The organism is Roseateles terrae (assembly GCF_014192155.1).
In the GTDB taxonomy this organism is placed as follows: Bacteria; Pseudomonadota; Gammaproteobacteria; order Burkholderiales; family Burkholderiaceae_C; genus Roseateles; species Roseateles terrae.
Genome location: NZ_JACHXO010000007.1, coordinates 200,516 through 223,731 on the forward strand (window position 1 = coordinate 200,516; position 23,216 = coordinate 223,731).

Below are 23,216 nucleotides of genomic sequence, written 5' to 3' on the forward strand. Positions count from 1 at the left end.
AGCGAATCACTGCACCGCGCCCCATCTTTAGGCGCGCGCAGCGCCGCCGCCCTTCCAGCGGAGCGCGCGGATCTGGCTTTGCCAGTCCGCCACGCTCGCCCCCCGGTGGGGGGGCCGGCGTCAGCCGGTAGGGGGAGGAGCCAACCCCGGGGGCCGGCGTCAGCCGGTAGGGGGCGGAGCCTTAAATCGCGAATTTCTTGGCCAAGGCGTCCGGACGCAGCGAATCGTAGTCCTCGAACGGCTGATGAATCCACGGGCTCGTGGTCAGCAGTTCAACGTAATAGTCCGGCGTATACGTCGACACATTCTTCGTCCAGATCACTGCCGAGCGCAGTTCCTGAATCGCCGGCATGCCGCGCAGACGCTCCACCACCGCCTTCAGCGTCACACCCGAATCCGCCAGATCATCCACCAGCAGCACACGGCCTGCCAGCTCGCCCTTGGGCATGGTGATGTACTTGGCAATATCCAGGCGCCCCTGGATCGTCCCGGCTTCCGCGCGGTACGAGCTGGTGGACATGATGCCCAGCGGCTTGTCGAACACGCGCGACAGCACATCGCCCGGACGCATGCCGCCACGGGCCAGACACAGGATCTGATCGAATTCCCAGCCCGAGGCGTGCACCTTCAATGCCAGGCGTTCGATCAGCAAGTGGTATTCATCCCACGACACATACAGATGCTTGCCGTCGTCGGTCAACATGGGGAAGGCTCCTCAGGAAAGAAACAGGTAGGGGTCAACAAAACGGCCATCAGGCCTTGAACGGGTGCTGCAGCAGGATGGTGTGGTCCCGATCCGGACCGGTGGACACCATGGCGATCGGCGCACCGATCACCTCTTCCACACGCTTCAGGTAGGAGCGGGCATTGGCCGGCAGCGCATCCCAGGAGGTCACGCCGAAGGTGCTCTCGGTCCAGCCCGGGAACACTTCATAGATGGGCTTGCAGGCCAGGATGTCGTCGGCATCCAGCGGCAGGATGTCGATGCGCTCGCCGTGCAGCTCGTAGCCCACGCACATGTTCACTTCCTTCAGGCCGTCCAGCACATCCAGCTTGGTCAGGCACAGGCCCGTGATGCCGTTGATGATGATGGAGCGCTTGAGCGCAGCCGCATCCAGCCAGCCGCAGCGACGGGCACGGCCGGTGACGGTGCCGCGCTCCTGACCGACGGTGGACAGGTGGTGGCCGACGGTGCCCGGGTTCTCCCAGTCCAGCTCGGTCGGGAACGGACCCGAACCCACGCGGGTGGCATAGGCCTTGGTGATGCCCAGCATGTAATGCAGCATCTGCGGACCCACCCCCGCACCAGCGGCGGCATTGCCAGCCACGCAGTTGCTGGAGGTGACATACGGATAGGTGCCGTGGTCGATGTCCAGCAGCGTGCCTTGTGCACCTTCGAACAGGATGTTGTGGCCGGCCTGATGCGCCTTGTGGAGCATGTAGCCCACGTCCGCCATCATCGGCTTGATCTGCGGCGCCAGGGACATGGCGTGGTCGAAGATCGGCTGGAAGTCCAGCGGCTTCGAATTCAGATAACCGGACAGCGCCACGTTGTGCAGGTCCAGCAGTTCTTTCAGCTTCTTGGCGAAACGCTCCGGATGCTTCAGGTCCTGCACGCGCAGGGCACGGCGGGCCACCTTGTCTTCATACGCGGGGCCGATGCCCTTGCCGGTGGTGCCGATCTTGCCGCTGCCGCTGCTTTCACGCAGCGCTTCACGGGCACGGTCCACTTCGACGTGGAAGGGCAGGATCAGCGGGCAGGACTCGCTGATGAACAGGCGCGAACGCACTTCGACACCGGCCTTTTCCAGGCGCTCGATCTCAGACAGCAGGTGGGTCGGGTCCAGCACCACACCGTTGCCGATATAGCAGGCGACGCCGTCGCGCATGATGCCCGAGGGGATCAGCTGCAGCGCCGTCTTCACGCCCTTGATCACCAGCGTGTGGCCGGCGTTGTGGCCGCCCTGGAAACGCACCACGCCTTCGGCGTGATCGGTCAGCCAGTCCACGACCTTGCCCTTGCCCTCGTCACCCCACTGGGTGCCGACGACCACCACGTTGCGGCCGCGCGCGATCTCAGTGCTTTGCATGTTGTTCATCCGATCAAAGAGGTTGTTGGCGGGGGCGAGGCTTACAGCGCTCGCAGCACCCATTGACCGCTGGTGTTCACCAGCTCGCGGTCGCATTCGAATTCGTCGTTTTCGTGCTCGTGGCCGGGCAGCACACACACCACGGTCTCGCCCTGCTCCCGCAGGCGGCGCACCGCGGCGCGCAGGTCCGGCGCCACGCCCCAGGGCGCCCGCACCGCCGCCCGGAGCTGGGTGGCGGGAATCAGGCCCACGAGGGTCTTGAGGTCCAGACTGAAGCCGACCGCCGGACGACGACGGCCGAAGACGGCCCCCACTTCGTCATAACGGCCGCCCCGCAGGACGGCATCGCTGCAGCCCTGGGCGTACAGCGCGAAACGCACGCCGCTGTAGTAGGCATATCCGGGCAGGTCGGCCAGGTCCAGGCCGATGCGCAGTTCCGGATGGGTGGCGCGCAGGTGGCGCACCAGCCAGTCCAGATCGTCGAGCGCCGCGGTGATGAGCGGGTGACGGGGCAGGCGTTCGCGAGCCTGGGCCAGCAGCCCGACGTCGCCATACAGACCCAGCAGGGTCTGCAGGCCGTCGATCACCGACGCCGGCAGTTCCCCGGCGAAGGAGGCGACACCGCCGGCATCCTTGGCCCCCATCGCCTCGACCAGGACCGCGAGGCGTTCCTCGCTCAGGCGATGGTCGCCCAGCACGCCGCGCACGAGGCGGGCGTCGCCCAGGTCCAGGGTGAAGTCGGTCAGGCCGGCACGATGCAGCGCATCCAGCGCGAGCTCCTGCACTTCCAGGTCGGCTTCCAGGCCGGCATGGCCGTAGATCTCGACGCCGAACTGCAGCGGTTCACGGGTGGCGGTGAGACCTTCCGCGCGGGTGTGCAGCACCGGGCCGCAGTAGCACAGCCGGGTCACGCCTTCGCGGTTCAGCAGATGGGCATCGATGCGTGCCACCTGCGGCGTGGTGTCCGCCCGCAGGCCGAGACTACGGCCGGAGAGCTGGTCCACCAGCTTGAAGGTCATCAGGTCCAGTGCCTGGCCGGTACCCGACAGCAGCGAGTCCAGGTGCTCCAACATGGGAGGCATCACCAGCTCGCAACCGTAGGTCCGGGCCATATCCAGCAGGTCGCGACGCAGTTCTTCGATGCGGCGGGCCTGGGAGGGCAGGACGTCAGCAATGTGCTCGGGCAGCAGCCAAGCAGAGGCCATGGACGTTCAGGGAGGGGTTAAAAACGGCATTGTACCGGGGTCGCGCGTCGCCGGCGCTGCTGAACGCACGAGCAAGGGTCCCCCACCCCGTCGGCCGGTATGCCGACGGCGGTAATTCGCCACGTTTGGGGCCGTGGCGGTGCCTAGCTGGCCGCCCAGGCCAGCAGCACCAGTCCGCATCCGACGCTCGCGAGACCGATGAAGCGCAATTGACCGTCGCTCATCGCCAGCAGGCGGGTGAACATCTCCCGCCAGGCGGAAGGATGGAGCAAAGGCATCAGCCCTTCTGCCACCAGGAGCAGGGCCACCGCCGCCAACCAGGTCGAGCCGTCCATGAAACGAGACAGGCGCCTTTCGGCGCCTGTGTGTGCTGCTTATTTCTTGGGGGAAGCGGCCGGGGCGTTGCCGCCGCCGGCGCCCCGCATCGCCTTGAAGAAGTCAGACGAGGGGTCCACCACGATCATGTCGCTCTTCTTGCGGAACGACGCGCGGTAGGCCTCCAGCGACCGATAGAACTGGGCGAAGTTGGGGTCCCTGCCGAAGGCCTCGGCATACAGGGCCGACGCCTTGGCATCACCTTCACCCATGATCTTCTGCGCGTCGCGATAGGCCTCGGCCAGGATGATGTCCTGCTGCTTGTCAGCATCCGCCTTGATCTTTTCGCCTTCGGCACCGCCGGTGGCACGCAGTTCATTGGCCACGCGGATGCGTTCCGACTTCATGCGGTTGTAGACGGCTTCGGTGATGGTCGGCGAGAAGTCCACGCGCTTGACGCGCACGTCCACGATTTCGATGCCGAACTGCCGGGCTTCTTCTTCCAGGCGCTTGCGCACATCGGTCATGACCTTTTCGCGCTCGGTGGCCAGGACGGCCCGGACGGTGCGGCGGGTCACTTCCTCGTTCAGCGCGGCCTGCACGATCGGGCTGAGCCGGTTGTCCAGGTTGCGCATGGAGGTGCCGCTGTTGCGGATGAACTGCTTGGCATCCACGATGCGCCACTTCACCAGCCAGTCGATGACCAGGCTCTTCTTTTCAGCGGTGAAGATGGGACGGGTGTCGGGGCTGTCCAGGGTCTGGATGCGGCGGTCCAGGAAGATCACGTTCTGCAGCGGGGGCGGCAGCTTGAACTTCAGGCCCGGCTCGGTGACCACTTCCTTGATCTCACCCAGCGAATAGACGACGGCAAACTGACGCTGATCCACCACGAACAGGGTGGAACTGGCCACCATGAAGAGGATCAGCAGGCCGAGGACGACGGAAACGATGCGGTTCATTGTCTGAGTCTCCCCTTCGATCAGCGGCTGTCGCGGTCACGGCTGCGCAGGTTGTCCCGCGAGCGGTTGTCCGGCGTGAGCATGGTGCTGCCACTGGTGGTCGGATCCTGCGGGGTCACCGCGCTCGGCGCGCTGCTGGTGACGCTGGAGTTCCCCGCGCCCTGCTGCTGGACCAGCTTGTCCAGCGGCAAATACAGCAGGTTGGAGTTGTTGCGGCTGTCCACCATCACCTTGGTGACGTTGGAGTAGATGTCGCGCATGGCGTCGATATAGAGACGGTCGCGGGTCACGCCCGGGGCCTTCTGGTATTCGGTCAGCACGCTGCGGAAACGATCGGCATCACCCTCGGCGGTGGAGACCACCTTGGCCCGATAGGCTTCGGCTTCTTCACGCACGCGGGCCGCCTGGCCCTGGGCCGTCGGGATGACCTTGTTGGCGTAGGCTTCGCCTTCGTTCTTCAGGCGCTCGCGGTCCGAATTGGCGCGGAAGGCATCGTCGAAGGCGGCCTGCACCGGCTCCGGCGGTTGCACGCCGTTGACGTTGACGCTGACGATCTGGATGCCGGTCTTCAGACGGTCCAGCTGCGCCTGGATGGACTTGCTCAGGTCCACCGCGATGGCGTCGCGCTGCTCGTACAGCACTGAATCCATGCTGCTGCGGCCGACGATCTCCCGCACGGCGGACTCGGAGGCCTGCACCACCGCCTGGTCGGCGTCCACGTTCTCGAAGAGGAACTCGCGCGAATCCTTCAGGCGGTATTGCACCGTGAAGCGGATGTCCACGATGTTCTCGTCCTGCGTCAGCATGGACGAGTCCTTCAAGCCGCCGGACGTGCCCTGGCTGTGGCCGATTTCCTTCGACTGCAGCTGGGTGAAGGACACCACCTCATGCGCCTGGAACGGATACGGCAGGCGGTACTGGATGCCGGCGTCCACCGTGCGGCTGTACTTGCCGAACGAGGTGATCACGCCCTGCTGACCTTCCTGGACGATGAAGACGCCGCTGGCCAGCCAGCCGAGCAGCACCACACCGATCACCAGGCCAACGCCGATGCCGGCACCGCGCATGTCCGGCTGCAGGTTGTTGCCACCGCCGCCGCTGTTGCCGTTGTTGCCGTCATTGCCGCCGCGGCCGCCGAACAGGCGGGAGAGCTTGCGGTTGAAGTCGCGCCACAGCTCGTCCAGATCCGGCGGGCCTTCATTGCGGCCGTTGCTCATCCACAGCCCCACCCACTGGCGCAGGCGCCCTCCGATGCGGGAGCCTCCCTGGGGCGTCCGGCCGTGGCCGGCGGGCATGCTGTTGTGTTGGTTCATACGCATCCTGGTGAGGAAGTCTTGTTGCAAGTATCGGGCATCCCAGCCGTCATTCCCCTGGATCATGCCCTGAAGCGTCCTTCGGTGCGGGGAGATCCTGGGTCAGGTCTTGCGGAAGCTCGTCGCTCTTGAAATCGGCATCCCAGTTTTCGGGTACGGAAGGATCGCGCTCGGCCACGGGGGCCGCCTGCATCAGCGAAGCGATTCGCGCACGCAGCAGGTCCAGCCCTTCGCCGCCCGCGGCGCTGACGAAGATGCGGGGCAGACGCTGCCCCCCATGCTCGCCGCCCAGGCGGGGCAGCCAGTCCTGCAGCTCGCGCGGACGCTGGGTCGGTTCCAGCAGATCCAGCTTGTTGTAGACCAGGATCTGCGGAATGTGCTGCGCGCCGATTTCGGCCAGCACCCGCTCCACTTCTTCCATCTGCTCGGTCAGCACCGGGCTGGCCGCGTCCACCACATGCAGCAGCAGATCGGCATCGGCGGCTTCCTGCAGCGTGGCCTTGAAAGCCTCCACCAGCTTGTGCGGCAGATCGCGGATGAAGCCCACGGTGTCGGACAGGGAGACGCTGCTGCCCGCCTCTTCGAGGTAGAGCGAACGGGTCGTGGTGTCCAGCGTGGCGAAGAGCTGGTTGGCGGCGTAGGTGCGGGCCTTGGTCAGCGCATTGAAGAGCGTGCTCTTGCCCGCGTTGGTGTAGCCCACCAGCGAGACGCGGAACACGCCATTGCGGGCGCGGGCGCGGCGCTGGGTGCTGCGCTGGCGCTCGACCTTCTTCAGCCGCTCCTTGATGGTCTTGATCCGGTCGTCGATCATCCGACGGTCCAGCTCGATCTGACGCTCGCCAGGGCCGCCGCGCATGCCAATGCCGCCGCTCTGACGCTCCAGGTGGCTCCAGCGCCGCACCAGGCGGGTGGCCAGGTATTGCAGACGCGCCAGCTCCACCTGCAGCTTGCCCTCGAAGCTCTGCGCCCGTGCGGCGAAGATTTCCAGGATGAGCGCGGTGCGGTCCGCCACCGGCACGCCCAGATGGCGCTCCAGATTGCGTTGCTGGGCGGGGGAAATGGCCTGGTCGAAGAGGACGGTGTGGGCGCCGTGCGCCTGCACCATCAGCTTGATTTCGTCGGCTTTGCCGGACCCGACAAAAAGCGCCGCGTCAGGCGCCTTGCGTTTGGCCACGATGCGGGCCACGGGCGTGTCGCCGGCGGATTCGGCCAGCAGGGCGAGTTCGTCGAGGGTCGGATCGAAGGGCTCACCGCGGCCCAGGTCGACGCCCACCAAAATGGCGCGCGCCGCCTCGGGGGGCGGCGACTGATGAGTTGGATCTTGGCTGTTCAAGATGGATGTGTGGGGGGCCTCGTCCGGACGGCGTTCAAAAACCCATGCAACGATTGATGCATGTTCACCCTACATGGGGGCGGACGACGTCCAATCAAGGCCCGCATCAGACTGGCCCGAAGGCCGCCTGAATTAGTTGGCTTCGCCGCCGTCGCCGGCGTGGAAGTTCACGGCACGGCCGGGCACCACCGTCGAGATGGCATGCTTGTAGACCATCTGCGTGACCGTATTGCGCAGCAGCACCACGTATTGGTCAAAGGACTCAATATGGCCTTGCAGCTTGATGCCGTTGACCAGATAGATGGACACCGGCACATGCTCCTTGCGCAGCAGGTTCAGGAAGGGGTCTTGCAAGAGTTGTCCTTTGTTACTCACGATATGCTCCGTGTTGTGAGAGGGGGAGAAGGTGTTGGAACCCGGACCTTATCACAGCCCCGGGTTTCCCCGGACCGGCGGTGAATCAGGTTTCGTCTGCAAACGGGTTCTTGGAGGAGCGCATTTCGATGCGCATCGGTGTCCCGACCAGCTTGTAGTGATCGCGGATGCGGCCTTCGAGATAGCGTTTGTAGACGTCGCTGACATGCTCCAGCGAATTGCCGTGGATCACCACGATCGGGGGGTTCATGCCCCCTTGGTGGGCATAACGCAGCTTCGGACGGAAGGTGCCCGACCGCTTGGGTTGCTGATGCTCGACGGCCTCGTGCACGAGACGGGTCAGCACCGGCGTGGTCATCTTGCGGTAGGCCGATGAGTAGGCGTCCGCCAGCGCCTTCCACAGCGGGCCCAGGCCCTGGCGCTTGAGCGCCGAGATGTGCAGGATGGGCGCGAAGCGCAAAAAGCCCAGACGGGTCTGGATCTGCCGCTCCAGCGTCTCACGCTGATAGCTGTCCACCGCATCCCATTTGTTGATGGCCACCACCACCGCCCGTCCGCTTTCGAGGATGTAGCCGGCGATATGGGCGTCCTGGTCGGACACCCCCTGGGTGGCATCGATCAGCAGCAACACGACGTTGGCATCGGCAATCGCCTGCAGCGTCTTGACCACCGAGAACTTCTCGATGGCTTCAAAGACACGGCCCTTGCGACGCAGGCCGGCGGTGTCGATCAGCTTGAACTTCTGGCCGTTGCGCTCGAAGTCGACGCTGATGGCGTCCCGCGTGGTGCCGGGCATGTCGAACGCCACGAGGCGCTCTTCCCCCAGCCAGGTGTTGATCAGCGTGCTCTTGCCGACGTTGGGACGGCCGGCTACCGCCAGGCGGATGACCTGCGGCTTGTCCGCCTCTTCCGCATCGAAAGGATCTTCTTCTTCCGGCTCGAAGCCTTCGAGCGCGGCTTCCAGCAGACTGCGGATGCCCTGGCCGTGCGCCGCGGAGATCGGGTGGGGTTCGCCCATGCCGAGTTCATGGAACTCGGCCAGCAGGGGCGAGTCCGCCATGCCTTCGGCCTTGTTCACCGCCACCAGCACCCGCTTGTTGCACTGGCGCAGGTAGCGGGCGATGTCCTGGTCCTGGCCGGACAGGCCGTTGCGCACGTCCAGCACGAAGATGACGGTATCCGCCTCGGCCACGGCCTGGCGCGTCTGCTTCGCCATTTCCTTGACGATGCCGGTCGAGCTGTCCGGCTCGAAGCCGCCGGTATCGACGACGATGTAATCGCGATCGCCCAGGCGGCCGTCGCCGTAGTGGCGGTCGCGGGTGAGGCCGGCAAAGTCCGCGACGATGGCGTCACGGCTCTTGGTCAGCCGGTTGAACAGCGTGGACTTGCCCACATTGGGGCGGCCCACCAGGGCAATCACTGGTTTCATCAATCAATCAATCGAGGCGCAACGCAAACAGTTTGCCGTTGCGGGTGGCGATCAGCACGACATTGCCCAGGCGCACGGGCGCTGCCGCCACGCCGGAGCTGTCGGTGGACAGACGCTGAATCGTCTGGCCCTTGTCGCGGGAGAGGAAGTGCACATAGCCTTCGCTGTCGCCGAAGAGGACCGCTTTGTCGGTCACCAGCGGCGCGCTGAGCTTGCGATTCAGGAATTGGTCGGACGTCCAGATCACATCGCCGGTGGGGGTGCCCCAGGCGGAGATGCGGTCGGAGCCATCGGCGGCGACGGTCATCACCGCATCGGTGCTGACGCCACGGGTGCCGCCGACGGTGCGGGTCCACAGGGCATTGCCGCGGTCGGCATTGATACAGCCGACGGCCGACTGGAAGGCACGGGCGCAGAAGGTGGCGTTGTCACGCCCCATCGGACCGACCAGGTCGGCCAGGCGCTCGACCTCATTGGTGCCGCGTGGGTTGGAGACGGTGGCTTCCCACTGCAGCGTGCCGCGCAGCGGATCGACACCGGCCAGGCGCGGGCCCTGCCCCACCAGCAGCGTGTTCTGATAGGCGCCCAGCACGCCTGGTTGCTGCAGCGTCAGCGGCTCGCCGGGGCGGCGCAATTCCCAAAGCTTGCGGCCGTCCAGCGCGTCATAGGCCTGCACCATGCGGTCCAGGGTGAGCACAAACACCCGCTCACCGGCCACGAATGGCGCGGTGATGACCGGCACGGTCAGGGTCTTGCGCCACAGGATCTTGCTGCCTTCGTTGACCACGAGTTCGTTGTCGCGGTTGACCGCAGCAGCAAAGCGGCCGTCACTGCCGACGCCGGCATTCATGCCCTTGCCGATCTCGACCCGCCACAGCACATTGCCGGTGTCCGCGGCCAGCGCGGTCACGACGCCGTCGGAGTCACCCACCACGAACTGGTTGTTCACGGCGGTGATCGAGAGCGGGAACTTGACGCTGTCGACCCGTGCTTCCCAGCCCACCCGCACGTTCAGCGCGGGAGTGAAGGTTTCCAGCGGGGCCGGCTTGGCTTCCTTGGAGCTGCTGAACAGCGAGCAGGCCCCCAGCACCGCCGCGGTGCCGATGACCACGGCCACGCGGGTCAGCGAAAGGAGTCGGCGGCTCATTGAGCAGCCTCCTTGTCGGCATCCACGGCCACACCCAGGCTGGCCAGCTTCATTTCCACCATGCGGCGGTAATCCAGCTGCTTGTCCATGCCGTCATAGGCCTTCTTGAATTCGGTCTTGGCCTGGTCAGGCTTGCTCTGCAGCAGGGCGATGTCGCCGCGGCGGTCGGCCACCAGCGGCGCGAAGTCGGCACCCTTGACGGACTCCAGCGTCTTCAGCGCTTCGTCCAGCTGCTTGGCGTCCATCTGCATGGCGGCCAGGCGCAGGCGGGCGACGTCGGCATAGGCTTCATCGCTGGCGTTGGCGGCGGCCCAGTTCAGCGAGGCCCTGGCTTCATCGGTCTTGCCCTTGTCCAGCTGCAGCTTGGCCGTCAGCAGGGCGCCCTGCGCGGCATAGGCGGTGGACGAATAATTCTTCTGCAGTTGCACCCACAGACCCTGACCCGCGTTGAGGTCACCCGTCTTCACCGCCTGCTCCAGCTGGGTGAACAGCACCGACGCCTCGGCCGCCTTGTTGCGCTGCCAGAGGTTCCAGCCCGTCCAGCCGGCGTAGCCCAGCAGGCACACGGTCAGCACCCACACAATGGGATTGCCCCAGCGCTGCCAGAACGCCTTGAGCTGCTCCAACTGTTCCTGTTCTTCGAGATCGAGATGAGACGCCATGAGAGAGAGGGGGTCGGTTGAGTGTGCAAGAGCCGCGATTATGCGGTGCGGAGTTCGCCAGCCCAGTCAGCGATTTGGTAAAGCGACCGGGTGACCTGTTCGCCGCCTTCGGCGCGCAGCGGCTTGACCGCCACTTCGCCGCGGGCGAGCTCGTCCTGGCCGAAGATCAGCGCGAAGCGGGCGCCGGAGCCGTCCGCCTTCTTGAACTGGGACTTCATGCTGCCCTGCCCCGGGTGCATCACGACGGACACACCGGCGGCGCGCAGCGCTTCCAGGGCCACCATGACCTGGGGCAATCCGTCCGCAGACGGGATGACGGCGTAGGCGTCCGGCGCAGGCGAGGCCGGCAGCGTGCCGACTTCTTCCAGCAGCAGCAGCATCCGCTCCATGCCCATGCCGAAGCCGACCGCCGGGGACGGCTTGCCGCCCAGCTGCTCGATCAGGTAGTCATACCGGCCGCCGCCGCAGATGGTGCCTTGCGAGCCGAGGCGGGTGGTGACCCATTCGAAGACGGTCAGGTTGTAGTAGTCCAGGCCGCGCACCAGGCGGGGATTGATGCGGTAGCTCACGCCGGCGGCGTCCAGGATGGCCTTGACGCCATTGAAGTGAGCCAGCGACGCTTCGCCCAGGAAGTCCAGCAGACGCGGCGCGTTGTTGGCCATGTCCTGAAGTGCCGGATTCTTCGTGTCCAGCACCCGCAGCGGATTGGTGTGCAGGCGGCGCTTGCCGTCTTCATCCAGCAGGTCTTCATGCTGCTGCAGATACTGGATCAGCGCTTCGCGGTGGGCGCGGCGCTCGTCCGGCTGGCCCAGGCAGTTCAGCTCCAGCTCGAAGTGATCGCCCTGCTTCAGGCCCAGCTCGCGCAACAGGCGGCTGCCCATGAGGATGACTTCGGCGTCCACGTCGGGGCCGGAGAAACCGAGCGCTTCCACGCCCATCTGGTGGAACTGGCGGTACCGGCCCTTCTGCGGCTTCTCCCGGCGGAACATCGGGCCAAAGTAGTACAGACGCCGACCGGAGTCGCGCAGGAAGGAGTGCTCCATCATGGCGCGCACGACGCCCGCGGTCATCTCGGGGCGCAGGGCCAGATGCTCGGCCTGGCCGTTCTTGTCCGCACGGTCTTCGAAGGCATACATCTCCTTCTCGACGATGTCGGTCACCTCCCCGATGCCGCGCACGAACAGGGCGGTCGGCTCGACGATGGGGGTGCGCACGTTCTGGTAGCCATAACGCTGCAGCACGCCGCGCATCAGGCCTTCCAGCCATTCCCAGCGCGCCGATTCCGGCGGCAGGATGTCATTCATGCCCTTGACGGCTTGCAGGGGCGGGAGCTTCTTCACGTCTGTCATTGCGGGCGCGGCCTCACTGGCCGCCGAAACGTTTTTCGATGTAGTTTTCGACCAGGGCGTGGAATTCGCTGGCGATGTTCTCACCGCGCAGGGTGAGCGCCTTCTGGCCGTCGATGAAGACCGGCGCGGCCGGGGCTTCGCCGGTGCCCGGCAGGCTGATGCCGATGTCGGCATGCTTGCTCTCGCCGGGGCCGTTGACGATGCAGCCCATCACCGCGACCTTCATGTTCTCGACACCCGGATACTTGCCGCGCCAGATGGGCATCTGGGCGCGCAGGAAGTCGTCGATCTGCTTGGCCAGTTCCTGGAAGGTGGTGCTGGTGGTGCGACCACAGCCCGGGCATGCGGTGACGCTCGGGTTGAAGGCGCGCAGGCCCAGCGACTGCAGGATCTCCAGCGCCACCACCACTTCCTGGGTGCGGGACTCTCCCGGCTGCGGCGTCAGCGACACGCGGATGGTGTCTCCGATGCCCTCTTGCAGCAGCACCGACAGCGCGGCGGCGGAGGCCACCGTGCCCTTGGTGCCCATGCCGGCCTCGGTCAGGCCCAGGTGCAGCGCGTAGTCGCAGCGGCGGGACAGGGCGCGGTAGACCGAGATCAGGTCCTGCACGCCGCTGACCTTGCAGCTGATGATGATGTTGTCCGGATTCATGCCCAGCTCGCGGGCATAGGTGGCGGAGCTCAGCGCCGACTGGATCAGCGCCTGGTACATCACCTGCTTGCCGTCCCAGGGGTCGGCACGGCGGGCGTTGTCGTCCATCATCTGGGCCAGCAGTTCCTGGTCCAGGCTGCCCCAGTTCACGCCGATGCGCACGACCTTGTCGTACTTCACCGCCGCTTCGATCATCTGGGCGAACTGACGGTCCTTCTTGTCGCCCTTGCCCACATTGCCGGGGTTGATCCGGTACTTGCTGAGCGCCTGCGCCATGGCCGGATGCTCGGTGAGCAGGCGGTGGCCGTTGTAGTGGAAGTCACCCACCAGCGGGACGTGGATGCCCATGCGGTCCAGCTGATCGCGGATGTGGGGCACCGCATCGGCGGCTTCGGGGGTGTTGACGGTGATGCGCACCAGCTCGGAGCCGGCCACCGCCAGTTCCTTGATCTGGATGGCGGTTTCGATGACATCCACCGTGTCGGTGTTGGTCATCGACTGCACCCGCACCGGCGCGTCGCCACCGATCGTCACCTCGTGGTCGCCCCAGCGCACCCGGGCCTGACGGCTGCGGCGTGCTGCCGGCGCGGCCGCAACGATCAGATCGTCCGGCGCGGCGGCGTTGAGGTCCTGGGAAGGGTCGATGCGAACTTGGTCCATGGTCGTGCAGTCAGGTTGGAGGGTGGCAGGCGGAGCGCCCTCCCCCACCCTCATCAGTTCAATTCCAGTCGTGCCACGTTGTCGCGGGCACGAGCGGCGAGGTCCACGGACTTGCCGCGGAACACCAGCTCAGTGCCGGAAACATTGCCCACGCGCAGTTTCAAAGGTGCGGTGCCGTTCAGGTCGACCTGCTCGCCATTGCGCAGCAGGCGCGACAACAGCGTCTGGCCGCGGCTGTCCACCACCTCCACCCAGGTGTCACCGGTGGCGCGCACGCGCAGCAGGCCAGCGCCTGCGGGCGTAGCGCTCGCGGCGGCCGCTGGGGTGGTCGCATTGGGGACCGGTGTCGTGGCGGTCGTGGCCGGGGCGGTCGTGGTGACCGTCGGGGCTGGAGTCGTCGGCGTGCTGGTGGCCGGGGTGGTGGCAGTCGCTGCGGGCGTCGTCGTCGCCGGCGTGGTCAAAGAGGTCCCCGAGGTCGTGCCGGCTGCGTTGCCCGTCAGGGGCGAGGTCTGCGCGGTCGCAGCCGCCGGAGGGGTGGTCGACCCCGCGGCCGGGAGGGTGGCCGAAGCGGCGTCCGCCGTCACGGGCGCGGTGCCGGTCACCGTCGGCGCTTCCACCTGCACCGGCTCGGTCGTCGTGCCGGCCGGGCTGGCGGGCGTGCCGGTCGTGCTGGCGCTCTCGCGATCCCGCTGGAAGCGATGCGTCAGGTCGTCCACCACGCTGGCCGGCACCAGGTACACCGCCAGGGCGGCGACCAGCAAGGCCGCGCCGCCCAGCAGCACCGGGTTCTTGAGCAGTGCCAGGGAGACCATCGGCTCCTGGCTCGCCGCCCGTTCACGGAAAGGCTGGTTCAGGCCCGGGGTCACCCGGTCCAGCGAGGCTTCGCCGCCGCCGCGCGGCAGCATGGCCAGCACCGGTTCCGCCTCGATCTTCAGCGCCCGGCACACCGAGCGGGCCAGCGCCCGCGCGAAGGTGGCGTCCGGCAGCTCCTTGTAGCGGTCGCCCTCCAGCGCCTCCAGCTTGGACTGCGGCACCTTCAGCGTGGCCGCCAGGGCGGCAATGTGCAGTCCGCGGGCTTCCCGGGCCCGGCGCAGGGCCGCACCGGCGGTCACCTCGGACTGGATGGCGGCGTCCAGCGCCGCGGGCGCCGCGTCGGCCGCCGTGGATGTCATGCGATGTCCCTCATTCATCGAATCGACCATTGTTCAAGGCCTGTGTCTCCGGCGCCTGCGGATATTTGTTCCGCATCTGCTTCGCCAGATCTTCCATATTCGCCGAATTGCCGGCCTTGCGCTCGATGCGCAGTTCCAGCCACAGGCTGGAAGCATTGGCCTGCTCCGGATTGTTGTTGACGCGACGGGCGTAGAAACGGGCACGTTCGAAGTCGCCCTGGCGGTAGAGCACTTCGCCCAGGTTCACCGCCACGGTGGGGTTGCCCGGTTCGTATTCGAAGGCCTTCATCAGGTGCTGCTGCGCCTGCTCCAGCTTGCGGGCCCGTCCATCACAGACGCCCCAGGCCAGCAGCGTGCGGCCCGGCGTGCGGTACTGCGGAACGGCCAATGCCGCCTCGAACTGGCGAGCGGCTTCGTCGTACCGCTGACGCTGGCAGAGGAACCAGCCGTAGTTGTGGATCAGGTCGGCGTCGGGACGGGCGGCGTTCATGCCCTTCTTGAAAACATCCTCGGCGGCTTCGAAGTCGCCCATGGCGGCGTAGATCAGCGCGCGAAGGCTGACGGCGCCGGCCACGTCCGGCTTGATCGCCTGGGCCTGCTTCAGCTCGTCCAGCGCGGTTTCATACTGGCCCCGACCCAGGTAGGCGGACGCCAGTTCCATCCGCACAGCGGCACGGCGGTCGGCATCGGTCGCATCACTGGCCGTCTTGGGCTCCTGACGGTTCGCCGTCGGCGTGCCACAACCCGGCAACAACGCGCCCACCATCAGCGCGACGGACAGAATGCGGGCCGTGCGGCGGGCGTGCAGGAAACCGGGCGTCAGTGTGGTCATGTGCGGGGAATGGTGGGGGGTTGAGAGCCAGGACCGGGCGCCGCACCCGGGGCCGAGGCAGCTCCCGTGGCGGATCCTGCCGCGCCACGATGCACCACCACCGGCGCCCGCACCATCCGCAGATGGGCTCGGGTGCGGTCCTGAACTTCACCCGCGAGCTGACCGCATGCAGCGTCGATATCGTCGCCACGCGTCTTGCGCACGGTGGTGACGATGCCCGACTGAATGAGCAGGTCGGCAAAGGCCTTGACCCGATCATTGCTGCTGCGCTTGAGGCCGGACGCGGGGAAGGGATTGAAGGGAATGAGGTTGATCTTGCAAGGGACCTTGCCCTTGAGCAGCTGGATCAGCTCACGCGCCTGCTCCGGCGAGTCATTCACATGGTCGAGCATGCAGTACTCGAAGGTGATGAAGTCGCGCGGCGCGGCGTCGAGATAACGATTGCAGCTGTCCAGCAGCTCGGCAATCGGGTATTTGCGGTTCAGCGGCACGAGCTGGTCGCGCAGCGGATCGGTGGGGGCGTGCAGGGACACGGCCAGCGCCACCGGAGCGTCTTCCCGCAGGCGGTCGATCATCGGGACCACGCCCGAGGTCGAGACCGTCACGCGGCGGCGCGACAGGCCGTAGCCATGGTCGTCCAGCATGACCTTCAGCGCGGGCACCAGGGCGCCATAGTTCTGCAGCGGCTCGCCCATGCCCATCATCACCACGTTGGAGATGATGCGCTCGTCCTTGTTCAGGCGGCGGCGCAGGCTGTGCTCGGCATGCCAGAGCTGGGCCAGGATTTCCCAGGTCTCCAGATTGCGACTGAAGCCCTGATGGCCGGTGGAGCAGAAACGGCAGCCCACGGCGCAACCGGCCTGGCTGGAGATGCACAGGGTGGCGCGGTCGTCCTCAGGGATGTAGACCGCTTCCACCGCATTGCCCTGGCCGACGTCGAACAACCACTTGATGGTGCCGTCGGCCGAGACGTGTTCGGAGATCACCGGCAGGCCGGTGATGAGGGCGCGCCCGGCCAGCTTGTCCCGGAGGGACTTGGCCAGGTCGGACATCTGCGAGAAGTCCGAGGCGCCCTTTTGGTGAATCCACCGGAAGAGCTGGGTGGCGCGGAAACGCTTTTCCCCCAGCTGATCGCAGTACGCGGCCAGGCCTTGCAGATCGAATCCGAGCAGGTTGACCGCGTCCATGGTGGTGACCTCTTTCTCTCTAAGGCCTCCTGGCCCAGAGTCCAGAGGCAATTGCCATTAACGGCTGTAAACGTTCATGCCGGGGAAGAAGAACGCCACTTCCTGAGCGGCGGTTTCCGCAGCGTCGGAGCCGTGCACGGCGTTGGCGTCGATGCTGTCGGCGAAGTCAGCACGGATGGTGCCCTTCTCGGCCTTCTTCGGGTCGGTGGCACCCATCAGGTCGCGGTGCTTCAGGATGGCGTTTTCGCCTTCCAGCGCCTGGATCATCACCGGGCCGGAGATCATGAAGTTCACCAGGTCGTTGAAGAAGGGACGTGCCTTGTGCACGGCGTAGAAGGCCTCAGCCTCGCCACGCGACAGATGCACCATCTTGGCGGCCACAATCTTCAGACCAGCGCCTTCGAAGCGGGCGTAGATCTGGCCGATGACGTTCTTCGCCACGGCATCGGGCTTGATGATGGACAGGGTGCGTTCGATGGCCATATGTTTTTCCTTGAAATCGTGGACTTGGCAAAGCCCGGGATTGTAATGCGTGAAGTCAAGCCCCCGATGACATCAGGTGTCATCGGGGTGAGCGGATGCTTCAGGGACCATCCGCTCCAGAGATCGGGACAGAGCGCGAGACCGGGCCGGATCAGCGACGACCGCGTCCGCCGCCGCCACCACCGCCGCCACCGCCACCACCGCCGCCGCCGCCACGGCGACCACCGCGATTGTTTCGGTTAATGAAAGCGTCAGCGCCGATATAGCCAATCGATGTCTTCATCGGATCCGGCTGGCGCTCACCGCTCGGGCCGCGGGAATTGCCGCCCCGGCCGCCTGCGTTGTGCTGCGGATCGCTGCCACCGCGACCGAAACCGGCCGGGATGCCGCGCTTGCCGCTGGTGGCAAAACGACGATCGAACGTCTGCTCCAGCGGATTGATGTGGCGCGGGATGAAGTCATCATCATCCTCTTCGCGGCGCGGACGGTCGCGGTCACGCTCCCGGTCCTGCTGCGGACGCTGCGGCTGCTGGGCGCGCGGGTCCTGCTGGCGGTCACCACGGTCCGGACGGTCGGCGCGCTCGGGGCGATCGCCCCGGTCGAAGCGGTCATTGCGGTCGCCGCGATCGTTGCGATCGCCACGGTCGGGCCGGTCGCCGCGTTCCGGGCGCTCCATGCGCTCCATCGGGCGGTCCGGACGCTCCATGCGGGCTTCCGGACGGCTCGGACGCGGTCCGCCCGTGCCGCCGCCGCGACGGCGCTTGGCATTGCGGTCACCCCGGTCACCCCGGTCGCCGCGATCACCCCGGTCGCCGCGGTCGGAACGTTCCTGCTGCACATGGCCGGCCAGCTGGCGGATGATGCGGACGTCGGCATCGCCGAGTTCCACATACACGCCGCGGCGCAGGCCGCGCGGCAGCACCACGGTGCCGTAACGGATGCGGATCAGGCGGCTGACCGCCAGGCCCACGGTTTCGAAGAGCTTGCGGACTTCGCGGTTGCGGCCTTCGGTGATCACCACGCGATACCAGCGGTTCACGCCTTCACCGCCACCATCGACGATGCTCTTGAAGCTGGCCTGCTGGCCATCCACATCGACACCGGTCAGCAGCGTGTTCTTCTGCTCGTTGCTGAGCGAGCCCAGCACGCGCACCGCGTACTCACGTTCAACGCCAAAGCGCGGGTGCATCAGCTGGTTGGCCAGTTCACCGGAATTGGTGAACAGCAGCAGACCTTCGGTGTTCAGGTCGAGACGACCCACCGACTGCCACTTGCCCTGGGGCAGGCGCGGCAGGTTGCGGAACACCGTCGGACGGCCTTCCGGATCGTTGAAGGTCACGACCTCGCCGACCGGCTTGTGATAGGCCAGGATGCGCGGCGCTGCGGGAGCAATGCGCACCTTGATGGGCTTGCCGGCCACCGCCACGCGGTCGCCGTAGGAGATGCGCTGGCCGACATGAGCCACTTCACCGTTCACGGTGATCTGGCCCTTGGCGATCATGTCTTCAATGTCGCGACGCGAGCCGACGCCGGCTTGCGCCAGCACCTTCTGCAGCTTCGGGGCATCGGGTTCCGGCGCCAGCACGCGCTTGGCGGGGGCATCCGCCTCGCCGTCGCCGTCCTGGTCGTCGGCCAGATCCAGATCTTCGTCGTCCTCGCCGTCGGCGGCGTCCGCATTGGCAGCGCCCTCCACGTCATCATCGAAGGCGCCGGAGAGCAGGTCGTTGAAGCGGGCCTGGGCCTCGGCTTGCAGCTCGGCGGTGTCCGCCGCGGGCGCATCGGCCTGGGCATTCGCACGTTCGGCCGACGCCGGTGCTGCGTCTTCGCCCTCGCGGGCTTCACGGCCGTCGCGGTTGCGACCACGGCCACGGCGATTGCGACCCTGACGCGCACCGCGATCGTCGCCGTCACCGTCTTCCGAGGCAGAAGCGGCATCACCGCCTTCACTGGATTCCGCCACCACTTCCTCGCCCAGCGTGAAGCGCGGGCCGGACGATGCAAGCGCCGACACAGCGGCCACGGCCGGTGCTTCCGGCGCAGCCGCAACGGCCACATCGGTGCGGGCCAGCGGCGGCGTTTCGGCGGCAGGCGTGACCGCCGCGTCGATCGACACGGCTGGAGCCGCCTCATCGGCCGCAGCCGGCTTGGCGCGGGTGCGACGCTTGGGCTTGGCGGCGGCTTCTTCTTCCGCAGCCGGTGCGTCCGCTGCCACAACGGGGGCCGCCGCTTCGGCGTCCACCGGCGCAGCCGCCTTGCGGCGTGTGCGCGGCTTGGGTGCCTCTTCGGTCGCGGCCGCTGCCGCGGGAGCGGCGTCGTCCGTGGCAGGCGCAGCCGCCGTCTTGCGGGTGCGCTTGGGCTTGGCCGGCGCGTCCAGGGGCGCATCCGTCGCAGCTGCGTTCAGCGCGTCGGGCTTGGAGTCATCAATATCGTTTGAATTCATGTGTCGGCTTGCACCTTGTCAGCGGTGGACACGGCCCCTCACGGGGCACTCTTGTCAGCCACGGGGTTGACCGTCCCGGGCGGTTGTTCTTCGGTCGCCTCGCTGTGGGCGAGAGCCCCGTCCTGGGGTTTGTTGTCGTCGGCAGCACCCGGGTTCTGGCCCGGGGCGCCGGCGTCTTCATCTTCGTCTTCGTCGATCGATTCGTCGGCGGATGCTTCGTTCGACCTGTCAGTCGCGTCTTCGGTCCTGTCGGCACTGCCGTCATCCACCGAAGCCGCCACCGATGCGGCAAATGCCGCAAAAGCTGCCGCCGACAGACCACCCATCGGCGGCGGTGATGCGGGCGGCACTGCCTTGGCAGGCGACGATCCTGCGCGCTTGGCCGCAGGCGCCGCTGCAATTGGCAAGGGCTCTTCCGCTGCCGGGGCGTCAGGGGGCGGCTTCAGCTCCCCGACCCCGGTGTCAGTAGTGTCCCCTTCGTGGGCGGCCACCGCTGCATTGTCACCCTCAACAGCCACCGCGGCGTCCGCGTCCCCAGCAGACAAGGTGTCCGCGTCGGCCGCAGCTGCCGTTTTCGTTTGCGCCCCGGCTTCAGCCACGGCCGCCGTTTCGACTCCAGCCGCAGCCGCCACGACCGCTTCGGCCGCTGCCGCTGCCGCAGCACCTTCCGCCGTGGCATCGTCCGGCTCAAGCTCGACCACCGCCGGCGTCTCTTCCAGCAGCGATCCCTGGACGCTGCCGGCGATCGGTGTTGGATCCCCCGCCTGGATCAGCGCGGGCAACTGCTCCAGACTCGTCAGCCCCAGATCGTCCAGGAACTGCCGCGTCGTGGCATACAGCGCGGGTCGCCCCGGCGCTTCCCGGTGGCCGATCACTTCAATCCAGTTGCGATCTTCCAACTGCTTGATGATGGGCGTGGCCACCACCACACCCCGAATGTCTTCAATGTCGCCCCGCGTCACCGGTTGACGGTAGGCGATGATCGCCAGCGTCTCCAGCACCGCGCGGGAATATTTGGGCGGCTTCTCGGGATGAAGCCGGTCCAGATGCTCCCGCAGTTCCGGGCGGCTCTGGAAACGCCAGCCCGAGGCCAGTGCCACCAGTTCCACCCCGCGCCCTTCCCACTCGCGCAGCAGCTCGTCCAGCAGCAGGCGAATGCTGTCGGCATTGAGCTCGTCCGCGAACAGCGAGCGCATGTCTCGCAGCGTCAGCGGTGCCTGCGCACACAACAACGCCGTCTCGAGGACGCGCTTGGCCTCCAGCGTGTTCATGTGCAGCCAGTCATGCAGCCGGCCCGGGAGCCGGTCAGGTCTGTGTCGTTCGCCATCTTGGGCGTCGGCAGCGGCAACAGCCGTGCCGAACCAGTTCGATCTGCTTGTGCTTGGGATCTGGGGTACCGCCGGGTCAGGCGGAACGGTGGGCGAAGCGGTGAGCGGGGACGGGCCCGGTGACATGCTTCGCCTGGCGCTGCGCCCGGGATACAACTTCAAGCCCGTGGCGTTCTGGCGCAAATTCTGAGCTCATTGTAGCGCCAGTCTGGGACCCTGCCTCAAAACACCGGCTCGGGCAAACCCGCGACCGCCCAGGCATCGGCCATTTCGCACGCCAGCGGCGCCTGAAACTGCAGCGGCTCGCCGGTGATGGGGTGGTCAAAGCCCAGCCGCGCCGCATGCAGCGCCTGGCGCGCCAGGCCCAGCGCGGGCGCACCGCCATACAGCGCGTCCGACACCAGCGCATGCCCCTGATGCACCGCATGCACCCGGATCTGATGGGTGCGGCCACTGTGCAGCACGCAGTGCAGCGCGGAGATCGTGCGGGACAGGCCTCGCTCGTCCTGCCACTGTGCCTCGGCCAGGCGGTGGAAATCGGTGCGGGCCGGCTTGCCGCTGCCCACCACCGCCATGCGGGTGCGGGACTGCGGATCACGACCGATGGGCGCATCCACCGTCCAGCTGTCGGGCGTGCGGCCGTGGGCCAGCGCCAGATACTCGCGGTGAACGTCCCGCGCGGCGATCATGCGCACCAGCGCCGTCACCGCCGCCAGTGTCTTGCCCACCACCATGAGGCCGGAGGTGTCCTTGTCCAGCCGGTGGACGATGCCGGCCCGCGGCAGCGTGGCCGCGCCGGGATGGTGGGCCAGCAGCCCGTTCATCAGGGTGCCGGACCAGTTGCCCGCCGCCGGATGCACCACCAGGCCGGCCGGTTTGTTGACCACCAGCAGATGCTCGTCCTCGAAGACGATGTCCAGCGCCATCGCCTCCGGACGGAAGGCCAGCGCTTCTTCAGTGGGCTGCAGCTCCAGCACCAGATGCTGACCCAGCCGCGGCTTGCGCGAGGCCTGGCTGACCACCGCGCCATCGAGCGTGACGCAGCCACGATCGATCAAGGTCTGCAGGTGGCTGCGGGAGAACTCCGGCGCCAGTTGCACCAGCCACTTGTCCAGCCGCTGGCCGATCTCCTGCGGGCCGGCTTCGGCCTCACGCCGCTCAGGCGCTTCGGCCCCCACATCCTGGGGGTCTTCGGGGGATTCCGGCAGCAGGGACCCTGGGGTTCTCCCTGCCCGGTAAAGCAGCTCCCCAGGCGCCGGGGTCGGGCCAGCCTGAACCATATAATCATTGCTCCAAATTCAGATAGGGGCGGCGTTCGCGCCAGCCCTCGGGACCCATGATGGAAATTTCGGTGATGCGCTCCCTGCGCACCTCCTGGCGTGCACTGGCACTGGCTTCAGCAGTATCCGCCGCGCTGGGCCTGGCCGCCTGCTCCAACACACCGAAGGACGATCCCAACTCCCAGGCCAACCTCCAGAAATTGTACGAGGAGGCCAAGGAGGACATGTCCAGTGGCAGCTACGACCGCGCCATCAAGACCCTCGAACGCATTGAAGGCCGGGCCGCAGGCACGACGCTGGGCCAGCAGGCGCAGCTGGATCTGGCCTGGGCCAACTACAAGAGTGGTGAGCGGGTGCAGGCCGTGGCCGTGCTGGACCGCTTCATCAAGCTGAACCCGTCCAGCGCCGCGCTGGACTACGCGCTCTACATGAAGGGCCTGGTCAACTTCAATGACGACCTGGGCCTGTTCGGCCGCATCGCCCGCCAGGACATCAGCGAACGGGACCAGCAGGCCGCGCGGGACTCCATGCAGTCGTTCAAGCAGCTGGTGGAGCAGTTCCCCGACTCCAAATACAGCCCGGACGCCCGCACCCGCATCGACTACATCACCAACAGCCTCGCGGCCTATGAGGTGCATGTGGCCCGTTATTACTACAACCGCGGCGCCTACCTGGCGGCCGCCAACCGTGCCCAGGCCGCGCTGCTGGAATTCCAGTACGCCCCGGCACTGGAAGAAGCGCTGTACCTGATGGTCCGCAGCTACGACAAGCTGGGCCTGACCCAGCTGCGTGACGACTCGGAACGGGTGCTCAAGCAGAGCTTCCCCGAGAGCGCTTACCTCACCGGCAACCTGCGCAAGGACAAGCCGTGGTGGCAGATGTGGTGAGCGATCCACGATGAATGCAAAGACGGCCCTCGTGGCCGTCTTTGTCATTGGGCGCCCTTCCTGGAGCACCCTTCCCCGTGAAAGCCCATGCGGCAGGTCGGCCGCCTGCGACGGCCCC

21 protein-coding genes are annotated in these 23,216 nt (G+C 66.8%); 1 reads left to right on the forward strand and 20 read right to left on the reverse strand.

The features are described from left to right. Positions 1-181 precede the first annotated feature (181 nt). From FHS28_RS18760 to FHS28_RS18855, 20 genes are all read right to left on the reverse strand, one after another. Positions 182-703 (reverse strand): phosphoribosyltransferase, encoded by a 522-nt coding sequence (locus FHS28_RS18760; RefSeq protein ID WP_088454198.1) that lies wholly within the window; start codon positions 701-703, stop codon positions 182-184. 49 nt (positions 704-752) lie between these two features. After that, positions 753-2,099 (reverse strand): adenylosuccinate synthase, encoded by a 1,347-nt coding sequence (locus FHS28_RS18765; protein ID WP_375140783.1) that lies wholly within the window; start codon positions 2,097-2,099, stop codon positions 753-755. A 32-nt stretch (positions 2,100-2,131) separates the two neighbouring features. Beyond that, complete coding sequence (locus FHS28_RS18770) at positions 2,132-3,295, reverse strand: ATP phosphoribosyltransferase regulatory subunit (protein WP_088454197.1); 1,164 nt, start codon at positions 3,293-3,295, stop codon at positions 2,132-2,134. A 143-nt stretch (positions 3,296-3,438) separates the two neighbouring features. Continuing rightward, positions 3,439-3,630, reverse strand: a complete 192-nt coding sequence (locus FHS28_RS18775; protein ID WP_088454196.1) for a DUF2065 domain-containing protein — start codon at positions 3,628-3,630, stop codon at positions 3,439-3,441. Positions 3,631-3,669: 39 nt separating this feature from the next. Next, positions 3,670-4,569 (reverse strand): protease modulator HflC, encoded by a 900-nt coding sequence (gene hflC, locus FHS28_RS18780; protein WP_088454195.1) that lies wholly within the window; start codon positions 4,567-4,569, stop codon positions 3,670-3,672. A 20-nt stretch (positions 4,570-4,589) separates the two neighbouring features. Further along, positions 4,590-5,786, reverse strand: coding sequence for an FtsH protease activity modulator HflK (gene hflK, locus FHS28_RS18785; protein WP_375140784.1), 1,197 nt, complete (start codon positions 5,784-5,786; stop codon positions 4,590-4,592). 145 nt (positions 5,787-5,931) lie between these two features. Continuing rightward, a complete protein-coding gene (gene hflX / locus FHS28_RS18790; RefSeq protein ID WP_221194075.1) occupies positions 5,932-7,215 on the reverse strand; it encodes a GTPase HflX in 1,284 nt (427 codons plus the stop codon). 132 nt (positions 7,216-7,347) lie between these two features. After that, complete coding sequence (gene hfq / locus FHS28_RS18795; protein WP_058934340.1) at positions 7,348-7,590, reverse strand: RNA chaperone Hfq; 243 nt, start codon at positions 7,588-7,590, stop codon at positions 7,348-7,350. Between the two features lie 85 nt (positions 7,591-7,675). Continuing rightward, on the reverse strand, positions 7,676-9,019 hold the full coding sequence (gene der, locus FHS28_RS18800; protein WP_088454193.1) for a ribosome biogenesis GTPase Der: 1,344 nt from the start codon (positions 9,017-9,019) through the stop codon (positions 7,676-7,678). A gap of 7 nt (positions 9,020-9,026) precedes the next feature. Beyond that, entirely contained in the window at positions 9,027-10,166 is a 1,140-nt protein-coding gene (gene bamB, locus FHS28_RS18805) for an outer membrane protein assembly factor BamB (RefSeq protein WP_088454192.1), read from the reverse strand. Beyond that, positions 10,163-10,828 carry a YfgM family protein gene (locus FHS28_RS18810; protein ID WP_088454191.1) on the reverse strand — a complete coding sequence of 222 codons (666 nt, stop codon included), beginning with the start codon at positions 10,826-10,828 and terminating at the stop codon, positions 10,163-10,165. Before FHS28_RS18810 ends, bamB begins: the two co-directional genes overlap by 4 nt. Positions 10,829-10,866: 38 nt before the next feature. Next, positions 10,867-12,177, reverse strand: a complete 1,311-nt coding sequence (hisS, locus tag FHS28_RS18815; protein WP_088454190.1) for a histidine--tRNA ligase — start codon at positions 12,175-12,177, stop codon at positions 10,867-10,869. A gap of 13 nt (positions 12,178-12,190) precedes the next feature. Continuing rightward, a complete protein-coding gene (gene ispG, locus FHS28_RS18820; protein WP_088454189.1) occupies positions 12,191-13,489 on the reverse strand; it encodes a flavodoxin-dependent (E)-4-hydroxy-3-methylbut-2-enyl-diphosphate synthase in 1,299 nt (432 codons plus the stop codon). A 53-nt stretch (positions 13,490-13,542) separates the two neighbouring features. Next, a complete protein-coding gene (locus tag FHS28_RS18825) occupies positions 13,543-14,661 on the reverse strand; it encodes a RodZ domain-containing protein (RefSeq protein ID WP_184295195.1) in 1,119 nt (372 codons plus the stop codon). Between the two features lie 10 nt (positions 14,662-14,671). After that, the gene (gene pilW, locus FHS28_RS18830; protein ID WP_088454187.1) at positions 14,672-15,493 is read right to left on the reverse strand and encodes a type IV pilus biogenesis/stability protein PilW; all 822 of its coding nucleotides are present in this window, start codon (positions 15,491-15,493) and stop codon (positions 14,672-14,674) included. Continuing rightward, the gene (gene rlmN, locus FHS28_RS18835) at positions 15,490-16,680 is read right to left on the reverse strand and encodes a dual-specificity RNA methyltransferase RlmN (protein ID WP_088454186.1); all 1,191 of its coding nucleotides are present in this window, start codon (positions 16,678-16,680) and stop codon (positions 15,490-15,492) included. The genes pilW and rlmN overlap by 4 nt, the downstream gene beginning before the upstream one ends. Positions 16,681-16,737: 57 nt before the next feature. Then, on the reverse strand, positions 16,738-17,163 hold the full coding sequence (gene ndk / locus FHS28_RS18840) for a nucleoside-diphosphate kinase (RefSeq protein WP_088454185.1): 426 nt from the start codon (positions 17,161-17,163) through the stop codon (positions 16,738-16,740). Positions 17,164-17,314: 151 nt separating this feature from the next. Further along, a complete protein-coding gene (locus FHS28_RS18845) occupies positions 17,315-19,603 on the reverse strand; it encodes a pseudouridine synthase (protein WP_088454184.1) in 2,289 nt (762 codons plus the stop codon). Between the two features lie 38 nt (positions 19,604-19,641). Beyond that, entirely contained in the window at positions 19,642-20,874 is a 1,233-nt protein-coding gene (scpB, locus tag FHS28_RS18850) for an SMC-Scp complex subunit ScpB (protein WP_088454183.1), read from the reverse strand. Between the two features lie 278 nt (positions 20,875-21,152). Continuing rightward, positions 21,153-22,211 carry an RluA family pseudouridine synthase gene (locus tag FHS28_RS18855; protein ID WP_088454182.1) on the reverse strand — a complete coding sequence of 353 codons (1,059 nt, stop codon included), beginning with the start codon at positions 22,209-22,211 and terminating at the stop codon, positions 21,153-21,155. Positions 22,212-22,285: 74 nt separating this feature from the next. Here FHS28_RS18855 and FHS28_RS18860 point away from each other — a divergent pair, with 74 nt between their 5' ends. Next, on the forward strand, positions 22,286-23,098 hold the full coding sequence (locus FHS28_RS18860; RefSeq protein ID WP_088454343.1) for an outer membrane protein assembly factor BamD: 813 nt from the start codon (positions 22,286-22,288) through the stop codon (positions 23,096-23,098). The last annotated feature ends 118 nt before the right edge of the window (positions 23,099-23,216 follow it).